12 protein-coding genes are annotated in these 11,352 nt (G+C 44.5%); 7 read left to right on the top strand and 5 right to left on the bottom strand.

Annotated elements, in window-relative coordinates; all coding sequences use genetic code 11:
* Positions 1–54 precede the first annotated feature (54 nt).
* From AC3WJC_RS14365 to AC3WJC_RS14355, 3 genes are all read left to right on the top strand, one after another.
* Positions 55–783, top strand: a complete 729-nt coding sequence (locus AC3WJC_RS14365; protein ID WP_492399796.1) for a YjjG family noncanonical pyrimidine nucleotidase — start codon at positions 55–57, stop codon at positions 781–783.
* Positions 784–1,250: 467 nt separating this feature from the next.
* Positions 1,251–2,105 carry a UDP-2,3-diacylglucosamine diphosphatase gene (locus AC3WJC_RS14360; protein ID WP_492399795.1) on the top strand — a complete coding sequence of 285 codons (855 nt, stop codon included), beginning with the start codon at positions 1,251–1,253 and terminating at the stop codon, positions 2,103–2,105.
* Positions 2,106–2,149: 44 nt separating this feature from the next.
* The gene (locus AC3WJC_RS14355; RefSeq protein WP_492399794.1) at positions 2,150–3,136 is read left to right on the top strand and encodes a glycosyltransferase family protein; all 987 of its coding nucleotides are present in this window, start codon (positions 2,150–2,152) and stop codon (positions 3,134–3,136) included.
* A 31-nt stretch (positions 3,137–3,167) separates the two neighbouring features.
* Here the strand turns inward: AC3WJC_RS14355 and AC3WJC_RS14350 are convergent, their stop codons facing one another.
* From AC3WJC_RS14350 to AC3WJC_RS14340, 3 genes are read right to left on the bottom strand one after another with little or no spacing between them, the layout of a single operon-like run.
* Positions 3,168–3,893 carry an SGNH/GDSL hydrolase family protein gene (locus tag AC3WJC_RS14350; protein WP_492399793.1) on the bottom strand — a complete coding sequence of 242 codons (726 nt, stop codon included), beginning with the start codon at positions 3,891–3,893 and terminating at the stop codon, positions 3,168–3,170.
* On the bottom strand, positions 3,890–4,612 hold the full coding sequence (lipB, locus tag AC3WJC_RS14345; RefSeq protein WP_492399792.1) for a lipoyl(octanoyl) transferase LipB: 723 nt from the start codon (positions 4,610–4,612) through the stop codon (positions 3,890–3,892). The genes AC3WJC_RS14350 and lipB overlap by 4 nt, the downstream gene beginning before the upstream one ends.
* Entirely contained in the window at positions 4,602–5,255 is a 654-nt protein-coding gene (locus tag AC3WJC_RS14340; protein ID WP_492399791.1) for a 4'-phosphopantetheinyl transferase family protein, read from the bottom strand. Before AC3WJC_RS14340 ends, lipB begins: the two co-directional genes overlap by 11 nt.
* A 146-nt stretch (positions 5,256–5,401) precedes the next feature.
* Here AC3WJC_RS14340 and AC3WJC_RS14335 point away from each other — a divergent pair, with 146 nt between their 5' ends.
* From AC3WJC_RS14335 to AC3WJC_RS14320, 4 genes are all read left to right on the top strand, one after another.
* Positions 5,402–5,554, top strand: coding sequence for a hypothetical protein (locus AC3WJC_RS14335; protein WP_492399790.1), 153 nt, complete (start codon positions 5,402–5,404; stop codon positions 5,552–5,554).
* Between the two features lie 73 nt (positions 5,555–5,627).
* Positions 5,628–6,164: a dCTP deaminase gene (gene dcd / locus AC3WJC_RS14330; RefSeq protein ID WP_492399789.1), complete on the top strand. Its 537-nt coding sequence runs from the start codon at positions 5,628–5,630 to the stop codon at positions 6,162–6,164.
* An 86-nt stretch (positions 6,165–6,250) separates the two neighbouring features.
* The gene (locus tag AC3WJC_RS14325) at positions 6,251–8,950 is read left to right on the top strand and encodes a TonB-dependent receptor plug domain-containing protein (RefSeq protein ID WP_492399788.1); all 2,700 of its coding nucleotides are present in this window, start codon (positions 6,251–6,253) and stop codon (positions 8,948–8,950) included.
* Between the two features lie 41 nt (positions 8,951–8,991).
* Positions 8,992–9,273 (top strand): ATP-dependent Clp protease adaptor ClpS, encoded by a 282-nt coding sequence (locus tag AC3WJC_RS14320; RefSeq protein ID WP_492399787.1) that lies wholly within the window; start codon positions 8,992–8,994, stop codon positions 9,271–9,273.
* 79 nt (positions 9,274–9,352) lie between these two features.
* On the opposite strand, the gene AC3WJC_RS14315 is transcribed toward AC3WJC_RS14320, so the two are convergent.
* Both AC3WJC_RS14315 and AC3WJC_RS14310 read right to left on the bottom strand, forming a co-directional pair.
* Positions 9,353–10,417, bottom strand: a complete 1,065-nt coding sequence (locus AC3WJC_RS14315) for a branched-chain amino acid aminotransferase (RefSeq protein ID WP_492399786.1) — start codon at positions 10,415–10,417, stop codon at positions 9,353–9,355.
* An 84-nt stretch (positions 10,418–10,501) separates the two neighbouring features.
* A complete protein-coding gene (locus AC3WJC_RS14310; RefSeq protein ID WP_492399785.1) occupies positions 10,502–11,347 on the bottom strand; it encodes a DUF2806 domain-containing protein in 846 nt (281 codons plus the stop codon).
* Between the last annotated feature and the right edge of the window lie 5 nt (positions 11,348–11,352).

Here is an 11,352-nt window from a genome sequence, read left to right as displayed (position 1 = left end):
GGGGCAACGCTTGTTTGCTTAACAAATTAAATTCGCGGCAAATACAGCTTATACATGGATAACATCGTTTCGGAGAATAACGGCAGTGCAAAAACATACCAGCATATATTTTTTGACCTTGACCACACCATTTGGGATTTTGACCGTAATGCCGAAGAAACCCTGCAAGAGCTGTACATTACCCATAAGTTAAACGACCGGGGCTTACCCGCCGCCGATCTGTTTATTGAAACTTATACCCGCAACAATCACCAGCTTTGGGCCGATTATCATACCGGTAAAATAAGTAAACAGCAACTGCGCGAAACTCGCTTTAAAAAAACGTTTACTGATCTGGGCGTTGATCCTGAAGTGATGCCGCCATCATTTGAGGATGATTATGTGCAGCTTTGCCCAACAAAAACCAACCTTTTTCCGCATGCGCACGAAACGCTGCAATACCTGCAATCAAAATACTGCCTGCACCTGATAACTAACGGCTTTAAGGAATCTACCGAGCTAAAAACCGCCGGTACCAATATTGCCGGGTATTTTCAAAATATCATCATCTCCGAAATTGTCGGAGTTAATAAACCCGATAAGGCCATATTTGAACATGCCGTGAACCTGGCAGGCTGTACCAAACATAGCTGCCTTATGGTAGGCGACAGCATTGAGGCCGATGTGCGCGGCGCATTGGCCTACGGCATGGATGCCATCTACTTTAATCCCAACCACGCCGAAAAGCCGGCCGATGTACCCCAACAGATCAATAGTTTGAAAGAGTTGGTGGAGTTGTTGTAGACCCCACCTAAATCCTACCCGGAGGGAGGACTTTGAAAAAAAATGTCATTTCGACGAAGGAGAAATCTATCGACTGACTATGAACGCGTGCAGATTTCTCGCTAACGCTTCGAAATGACAAGTCGAAATTGTTTGGTTGCATATCTCAATAGATATAAACTGTTAACAACCTCATAATGTGGATAAAATAAATCCGAAATCACGGTTAACTTATTTGCTTTAACCCAGTCTTAATAATCAGATAATATTGATTTGCTGATATTTGTAAAAATTTATTCGTCATGAATTTTGAAATTGCTTACCTGATTGTGATCGCGCTGCTTGGGCTTACCGGCATCTTTTATCTCAGTCCGTACGAGTTGAGTGTTACTGAGGATGAGGACAACGAATAACCGCCGCATCCTTTTTTATAAACCGGCGTATAAGTATATACCGGTATAAAACTATTTTTCTCCTTAGTTTGATCAATGGCAAAACGCGAAGTTGACATAGCTGTAATATCTGATGTGCACCTAGGCACTTATGGCTGCCATGCCAAGGAGTTGCTTAAATATTTAAAAAGCATTAAACCCAAGGCACTGGTTTTAAACGGTGATATTATTGATATATGGCAGTTCAGTAAATCATACTGGCCCGAGGCGCACATGAAGGTGGTGCGCCGCATCCTGAAGTTTGTTACCGAGGGGGTGCCTGTATATTACCTTACAGGCAATCATGATGAAATGTTGCGCAAATTTGCTGATTTTGACTTGGGCGCGTTCCAGTTGCTCAACAAAATAGTGCTGGATGTGGATGGCAAAAAAGCCTGGATATTTCATGGTGATGTGTTTGATGTTACCATGCAGCACTCCAAATGGCTGGCCAAGCTGGGCGCTATCGGCTACGATTCGCTGATATTACTGAACAGCCTTACTAACTGGTTTCTAAAAATAATAGGCAGGCCTAAAATGAGCTTTTCGCAAAAGGTGAAAGCTAAGTTTAAGGATGCGGTAAAGTTTATCAACCACTTTGAACAAACTGCTGCCGACCTGGCCGTTGATAAAAAATATGATTACGTGATCTGCGGGCATATCCACCATGCAGAGATCAGGCGCGTAAATTCAACCGAGGGCACAGGCTCTGTATTGTACCTCAACTCGGGCGATTGGGTGGAGAGCCTTACCGCTTTAGAGTACAGCCAGGGCGAGTGGACCATTTTCAGGTACCGCCCCGAAGATTTTACCGACGAACTTACCACCGAAGATGAAACTGACAATGAGGACCTTTCGCAACGATTGGATGTGAACGTATTATTAGAAAAATTCAGACAAGAGCAACACTAATTGCTAAGCACCGATTTGTTTGTTACCTTAACCCCGGCATTACTATGAAAATACTTTATGCAATACAGGGAACAGGTAACGGGCACATCAGCCGTGCACGAGAGATAGTACCTCTTTTACAGCAACATGGTGAGGTTGACCTGCTGGTAAGCGGAACTGAAGCCGAAGTGAGCCTTTCGCAGCCGCTGCAATACCGCTTTCATGGGTTCAGCTTTATTTTTGGGAAAAAGGGTGGGGTAGATAAATGGGCGACGTTTAAAACCATGAACCTGAAGCAACTGTGGCGAGATATACACCAGTTGCCCATGAATAAGTATGACTTGATAGTTAATGATTTTGAGCCGGTAAGCGCCTGGGCCTGTAAGGTGCAAAAGCTGCCCTCGGTATCATTAAGCCACCAATGCTCGTTCATCTCCAAAAATACACCCCGGCCGCCAAAATGGAATTATGCCGAATGGCTTTTTAAATATTACTCGCCAACTACCCATCATGTTGGTTTTCATTTTGAGCGTTACGATGATTTTATTCATACCCCGGTTATCCGCAGCGAGATACGGGCGATGGAAACCAGTAACCTGGGGCATTACTCGGTATATTTGCCTGCTTACCAGGATAAAACTTTGCTTAAATATTTAAGCCAGGTAAAAGATGTGGAGTGGCACGTATTCTCCAAGCGCCAGAAACAGCCGCTGCGTGAAGGAAACGTGCAGATATTCCCGGTAAATAACGAGGCCTTTAACAAAAGCCTTGCCTCGTGCGAGGGTTTGCTTACCGGCGGTGGTTTTGAGGGGCCTGCCGAAGCCTTATATCTGCAAAAAAAGGTAATGATGATACCCATGCGCGGGCAGTTTGAACAACAGTGTAACGCCTTGGCTGCCTCCAAAATGGGTGTGCCGGTGGTAAATGCCATCGATCAGCAATTTACCGGCGCTTTAAGCGAATGGGTGAACAAGGGCGAAGTAATACCGGTTAATTTTCCGGACGAAACGGCGCAAATAGTTTCCAACATGGTTAAGCAGTATGCCCGCTAATTTAGCCGGCATCAACCTATAATAACCTCTGCTATTTATATCGTGCTGCTACTGTACCTGCAAATAAATTAACCCACTCACCATACATTTGCGCCGAAGGGTGCAGCCCGTCACCGGCTATTAACTCAGGTTTAGCAGTAGCCTGGCGGGATATAGGGGTAATATCTACATAACTAATACCCATCGCGTCCGTTTCGGCTTTATTAATGGCGTTATACTGGTCTATTTCCCGGGCTATTTTTTGCTTGTCGGAGTTTTGGGCAAAGGGGGTAACGCTGTAATCGGGTATCGAAAGTACAAAAACGTGTGCTTTGTTATTGCCCGCGTATTTAAGGGCAGTGGCAAGCAAGGCTTTAAATTCGGTTCGGTAAGTGTTGATGTTGTAACTCCGGTACTGGTTGTTTACACCAATAAGCAATGTAACCAGGTCAAAGGTACCCGCGGGTTTTTGCTGGTCAATGGCGTTGATGAGTTCATCCGTAGTCCAGCCGGTTCGGGCTATAATCTGCGGTTTTACAAATCCCAGTCCATACTTTGGCATAACTGCCGTTAATTGGTTAGGGAAGTTTTTGTCGGCCTCAACCGCCTCGCCAATGGTGTACGAGTCGCCCAGGGCCAGGTAGGTAATATTCTTGCGGATAATGGTATCCGTTTTTGGCGGCGTGTTAACAGGGTTTATATTGGTGTCCATATTGGTTTCCCGCTTGTCGCACCCGGTGAGGCCAAGCAGTGTAAAGGCAAGTATAAATAATCTCATATCATCTCCATACCAAAAAGTACGGAAATGTGCTGCTGAAGGATTTGTTTTGCTTTATTAATATCTACCTGTTCGCCAAGTTCGTGCTGCATGCTGGTTACGGCCTTGTCATCAATACCGCAGGGTACAATGTTCTTAAAGTAGTCCAGGTCGGTATTTACGTTAAAGGCCAGCCCGTGCATGGTAACCCAGCGGCTGCAGCGTACGCCCATAGCGCATATCTTACGGGCTTTTTCGTTATCGGCATCCAGCCAAACACCGGTATAACCGGGATAACGTTCGCCTTTCAGGCCAAAATCGGCCATAGTAAGTATAACGGCCTCTTCAAGGGTACGCAGGTAAAGGTGTATATCGGTAAAAAAATTATCCAGATCAAGTATCGGGTAGCTTACTATTTGCCCCGGCCCGTGGTAGGTAATATCGCCGCCGCGGTTAATAGGGTAGTATGATGCCTGTTTTTCTATAAGCTGTTGTTCGTTCAACAATAAATGTTCCGGCTTGCCGCTTTTGCCCAGCGTGTAAACATGCGGATGCTCGCAAAACACCAGGTAATTATTAGTAAGCGTTTCTTCCTCGTAATGCTCACCGGCCGCGGCCATGCGGTTGCGCAGTTCCATTTTAAGGTTTACGGTTTCGGCAAAAAGAGCCTCCTGCCTGTCCCAGGCCTGTTTGTAGTCGATCAAGCCCCAATCCTGTACAATAACCTTTTTATTCTTCATCGCCGTCCTGTATAACGTAGCCTATCATGTAATCTTCATATTGCAGGTAGCCTACATTGTAATCTATCTGTATGTTGCCTTTATCAAGCCGTGCGTTAACTGCGCCATGCCCTTCAAAACTGAACGGCTCCAGCAAAATATTATCTAAAAACGAAATGGTTTTTTGGCCATAGCATTTATATACCGCCTCCTTAACGCACCAGCAAACATATAGCTCCTCAATTTTACGGTGATCGCTTATAAAAGCAAGCTCCTCCGGGCGCATAAACTTATGGGCAATGCGCTCTACCTTTTGCTTTACCTGCTCAATATCAATACCCACCTGGTACTTGCGGCTTATCATTACGGCAGCATAATCAAACGAGTGGCTTAACGATATGTAGTAGGGATGGTTGACGAGGTAAGGTTTGCCATGTACATCAACCTTACAGTCAATATATTCATCGGTGCTTAACATGGTGCGTAACAGTACGCGTGTGCCCAGCCAGTGCAAGTGGCGCTTGCTGTTGCCAAGGCTATCAAAAACAGCCTTTTCGTCATCTTTTAACTGCAGCTTAACGTACAGGTCATCTGCCGCTTCCTCAATCTTCCAGAGGGCGAATTCGGTGTCATCATCAATACGTTGCCTGTAAGCTATGGCCATAAATGTAAAGGTGCAATATGCAAGGCAAAACTATATCAAATAATTATCATTTAACAGGCATAAAACTTTTTAAAATTATGATGCTGGTGTAACATCCGCAGGCAAAGTTCCGTCATAGCTATTGAACACTATCACAATTCAGTAATATGAAAAAGATCTGCACCGCCGTATCATTTTTAATCATACTCGCCGCTACCGAGGCCTGCTGCAAGCAACAGCTTGATAATGATGTTGCCTTAGGCGAAAAAACCATCCGCCAGTCGCCGCAACATAATGCGCATATTACCAAACCCCGTTAGGTTTAGCCGGTTACATAAATGAGTTTGCTGTTTGGTTATTTAGTTTTAATTTAGCCGGGTAACACACCCCGTCATGATATTATCTGATAAGCGCATCCTCGAAGAGATTGATAAAGGCCACATAATTATTGAGCCTTTTAAGCGCGAATGCCTGGGCACCAACTCCTACGATGTGCATTTAGGCAAGCATTTAGCCACTTACAAGGATAGAGTGCTGGATGCCAAACTGCATAACGAGATAACCCATTTTGAAATTCCCAAAGAGGGATTTGTGTTACAGCCCAATACGCTTTACCTGGGTGTAACGATGGAGTATACCGAAACGCACCGCCACGTACCTTTCCTGGAAGGTAAATCAAGCACGGGCCGTTTAGGTATTGATATACATGCTACCGCCGGTAAAGGCGATGTAGGCTTTTGCAACACCTGGACATTGGAAATATCATGCGCGCAACCGGTAAAAATATACGCAGGTATGCCTATTGGCCAGTTGATCTATTTTGTGGTTGAGGGCGATATTGAAACCTTTTACAACTCAAAAGGCAACGCCAAGTACAATAACCCCACCACCCGCCCGGTTGAAAGTATGATGTGGAAGAACAAGTTTTAAGCCGTATAAATTCGCTATTGCAACAATTTTGATTTAACTCGCGGTTAATGCGGTTTTTGTGTAATTTAAGCGCACAATTTAAACCAATGAAATTTAAACCGCTTATCTTATCACTGCTTGCCGTGTGCACGCTATCAGTAGGTTTTGTTATTGCTGATGACCCGATAGCGAAGATTGTGGAAACCCTTGAAAAATGGCTCGCGCAACGCCCGCAGGAAAAAGTGCACCTTCATTTTGATAAACCATATTATGCCGTTGGCGATACGCTATGGTATAAAGCCTATGTAACTGTTGGCGAAGAGCACCGCCTTTCGGCATTGAGCGGTATACTTACCGTTGAACTGGTTAACGATCGCGACAGCGTGCGCCGCCGTGAAAGGATATCCCTGTCCAGCGGTTTAGGCTGGGGCGATTTTGTACTGTCAGACAGTTTGCTGGAGAGCGGCAGCTACCGAGTAAGGGCTTACACCAACTGGATGCGTAATGCCGGTGAGGATTATTTTTTTGATAAAACCATCACCATCGGCAATGCCATGTCAAACAAAGTGTTTACCAATACTACTTACAGCTTTGCCGCGGTTAACGGGCAGCAGCGGGTAAGTGCTACCATAAATTACCGGGAATTTGATGGCAGCCCCTATGCAGACCGGGAGGTTACTTACCGAGCCGAATCCGGCGGGCGGGTTATGGCCAAAGGCAAGGGCGTTACCGATGCGGAGGGCAACCTGAAGATCAGCTTTGAAATAAAGGCTGCAGATACATTTAAAGGCGGTAACCTGGTTACTACCATCAGTGTTGATAATAAAGAGAAGATCAGTAAAAGCATTCCGCTTAAAGCTGTTTCGGGTTCGGTTGATGTTCAGTTTTTTCCGGAGAGTGGTTACCTTGTAAACGGCCTTGCCTCTAAAGTGGCTTTTAAAGCGACCGGTGCCGATGGTTTGGGCAAGGAGGCAAAGGGTGCGGTGAAAGATGCCCAGGGTAATACCGTTGCCTCATTTGCTACCGAGCATTTGGGTATGGGCGCGTTCACCTTCACCCCTGCTACGGGTAAAACCTACAAAGCCGCATTAACATTTGCTGATGGCTCAACGCGCGAGGTAAGTTTACCTGCCGCACGCCCAACGGGCTATGTAATGAGTATTAATAACAGCAACCCGGCGGTATTGGTATTTAAAATAACTTCAACCGGTACTGCCGCGCAGGATCTGATCCTGATTGCACAGGAGGGCGGTAAGGTGCGCTATGCCGCTAAACCCAAAGGTGCCGATACCGCGTTTACAGCCGTTATCCCTAAAACAAGGCTTACATCAGGCATCGTTCATTTCACCTTATTTTCAGGCACGGGCGAACCGCTTAACGAGCGTTTGGCATTTATTCAAAAGGCAGACGATCTGAAGATAAAACTTACTCCCTCAAAACAGGACTATGCCACACGCGAAAAGGTAAGCTTTAACATCGATGGCCGTTTTTCTGCTGATAGCGCGGGTGTAAGCAACCTGTCCATGTCGGTTATTGATGAATCAAAGGTTAAGGTTGATGAAGATGAGGAGAATACCATATTCGCCAATATCCTGTTAACATCCGACCTGAAAGGATATGTTGAAAAGCCTAACTACTACTTTCATGATGTTAGCGATAAAAACCGTGCTGACCTCGACCTGCTGATGCTCACCCAGGGGTATAGCCGTTTTGAGTGGAAAAAATTACTGGCAGACAATATGGGCCCGTTGATTTACAAACCGGAGCAAACCATTGATATTGCCGGTACAGTTACCCAAAGCAAAAAACCGGTAGCAGGTGCCAAAATTATGTTGTTTAATAATACTGCAGGCAGCCGCCCTTTTATGATAGATACAGTGGCTGATGCCAACGGCCATTTTATATTTAAGGGACTGGTATTTACCGACAGCCTCAAATTTATGGTGCAGGCCACTACCCCCAAAGGCAAGCGTTATGTTGATGTAAAGTTGGATGAAGATCCGAGGCAAAAGGTCACTATTAACAAAAACAGGGGAGATATTACAGTTAATATTGATGGCGATATGATGGGCTACCTGCGCCAGAGCACCGCTTATTTTAATGAAAAGGTTAAGTATGGTATAGCAACCCGCAATAATTTGCTGAACGAAGTGAAAATAACCTCGCGCAGAGAACCGGTAGTTAAGCATTCATCTAACCTGAATGGTGCCGGTAATGCCGACCAGGTGATAACCGCTAAGGATCTCCAGGCCTGCTCAACGCTTGAACAATGCCTGCAAGGAAGGTTGGTTGGCGTAATGTTCAGGGATGGTATACCTTATACCACCCGTGGCGGCGGGCAGATGACGGTGCTGATTGATGGCATGGCCCAGGGAGATGACGCTTTGCGTAATATGACACCTTTTGATGTGGAAACGGTAGAGGTTTTGCGTTCGGGCGGAAAATCTGCCATATATGGCTTTCAGGGTGCTAACGGTGTTATCATCATCACCACCAAGCGTGGCGATGGCGGTATAAAATCATCATACGTAGGTAACCCGCCGGGTGTGGTGATGTACACACCGCTGGGCTATTATGTATCGCGCACCTTTTACTCGCCAAAATATGACGGGCCTGTCGCCAATGAAAAAATGGTTGATATGCGCAGTACCATTTACTGGAACCCTAATATTTATTGCGATGGCAAAAAGCAAACCGAGGTAAGTTATTTTAATGCCGACGGCAAGGGCACTTACCGTGTGGTGGTTGAAGGTATTGACGATGCAGGCCACATAGGCAGGCAGGTATATCGCTATAAAGTGCAATAAGGCATACGGTTTGCCAATTTTTAAGTAAATTTGCGCCCACTATGCCAACAGAAGTACAGGAACAAACATTTACGCTTGAGGAGTTACTGGCCGGAATTAAAGAGGTACACCGCCTTATTTTGTGGAATGATGACGTGAATACCTTTGAGCACGTGATTTACTGTATGATGAAGTACCTCGACTACTCTGAACCCCAGGCCGAAAAGATAGCCGCCAAAGTGCATAACGAAGGTAAATGCGCTGTGTTGGAGGGCTCGTTTACCGAGATGGAGATCTACCGTAAAATATTACAGCAGGAGGGACTGTCTGTTACCGTTGAATAATAATATAAGAGAGATATACAAAACAAAAGCCCTGAACAACATTGTTCAGGGCTTTTGTTTTTATGCGTTTTGATGATTTTTAAACTACATAGTTCCAGCCATAAGTATCTTCGGCACGGCCGTAGCGGATATCATCCAGTGTTTTCAATACTTTTTGAGAGAATTCGCGGGTCAACGGATCGCTCAGTGTAAACTCCTCGCCATTGTAGTTGATCGAGCCAACCGGAGCTATGGTAGCGGCAGTACCGGCACCAAAGGCATCAGTAAGTGAACCGTTTTTAGCGCCCTCGATAATCTCGGCAACGACTACTTTACGCTCCTCAACCGGGATGCCCCAGGCTTGCGCCAGTTTGATAACGGTATCACGCGTAACACCTTTTAATATGGTATCGCCGGTGCTTGGGGTTACCAGTTTGCCATCTAAAATAAACATGGCATTGGCCGCGCCCATTTCTTCAATAAACTCGTGGTTGCTGCCATCAGTCCAGATGATCTGGTCAAAACCTTCTTCAACCGCTTTTTTAGCAGGCATCATGGAACTGGCATAGTTGCCGGCAGCTTTGGCAAAGCCCATACCGCCTTGCGCGGCACGTGTGTAGTGCGATTCTATTTTAACCCTCAACGGTTTTGAAAAGTACGGGCCAACCGGGCCGGTAAGCACCATGTATTTATATGTTGTTGATGCCTGTACGCCCAGGTAAGGGTCGGTAGCGAACATGAACGGACGGATATATAGCGCGTGGTTAGCCATGGTAGGGATCCAGCCGCGGTCAATATCAACCAGGGCGGCAATGCTTTGTACAAAAACATCCTCAGGGATAGTTGGCATACAAAGGCGCTCAGCCGAACGGTTAAAACGTTCCGCATTTTTATCCGGACGGAAGATAACTACCTTGCCATCCTCATGCTTATAAGCCTTAATGCCCTCAAAAAAAGCCTGGCCGTAATGCAAAGCTGAAATTGCCGGACTCAGTGAAATTTCACCGTAAGGCACAATCTGAAAATTCTTCCATTCGCCATCGGCATAATCCACCATCAGCATGTGGTCAGAAAATGTTTTTCCGAAGGGCAGGTTGTCAAAATCAGTTTCCTGCAAACGCGGCTGCGTTGTTTTGGTGATCTGTATATCCAAAGTCTCAGTCATGGCTGTAAAAATTTATTCCGGTATGCAAGTTATGAATTATGTAATTATTATCGCTTGTTTTAATTTAGAGAATTTCTAGTTAGATTATAATTCAATGATGTCATCTTCAATCAATTTGCTCATGACTAAATCAACGTATTGAGTGTCAGACGGAATCCTTAATGATTCGCATAAAAGTCTTGCCCTGTTTGTAAGTATATATGCAGGTATTTCAAAGGGCTTTTTAGTATTGATTCTATAAAAGAAATTATTGAAGTATAAATAACTTTCACTAGGTGCGTTATGAAATAAAGTAATATTTTTCATAACGCCATGTAATATTCCTAGGTCTTGTAATTCAATAACACTGGCATATCCAATTCCAATATTATCAAAATATAAAGAAGATCCATAGGCTATAATATAATTGTTGTTAAACAAATATTTACAAGTGCGCTCAAATAGTTTGGCTTCATTGGGACTTAATCTTGAAAGTAAATCTAATGCTTCAATACTTACAGAACCGGAATAATTTACTTCTTGAGCTAATAATTTAGCCCAAAAATCTTGAAGCCCTTCGTGGGAGATGCTTTTTGCTTTATTGAAAAAAAATTGTTTCCAATCTTCCGATACCGGAGTGTCAGATACATCTTCATTTAGATGTTTAACAGAAATATCTGCGATGCTTTCAATGTTTTTTTGATGATTTATTTCTTGATTTATGAATCTCTTACTTGCTCTTTGTAATAATTCGTTTTCAGCATCATTAAGAATTAGCATTTCTGAAGCCTTAGCTTTAGCAACAGCAATTATTCTGTTACTTTCTGCCTCGGCATCTCTGCGTATTCTTGAAGGATTATAGATCACTCCAATAGCTGAACTGATAGTTTCTATTAATTTTTCAATCGGTTTGCCTTCTATTTTTATTAGGCTAATATTAATATCACTCATAAAAA

It is taken from the genome of Mucilaginibacter sp. FW306-07-L, assembly GCF_058782065.1.
The sequence above is the reverse complement of the archived record's forward strand: the minus strand, read 5'-3'. Positions and strand labels throughout refer to the sequence as shown.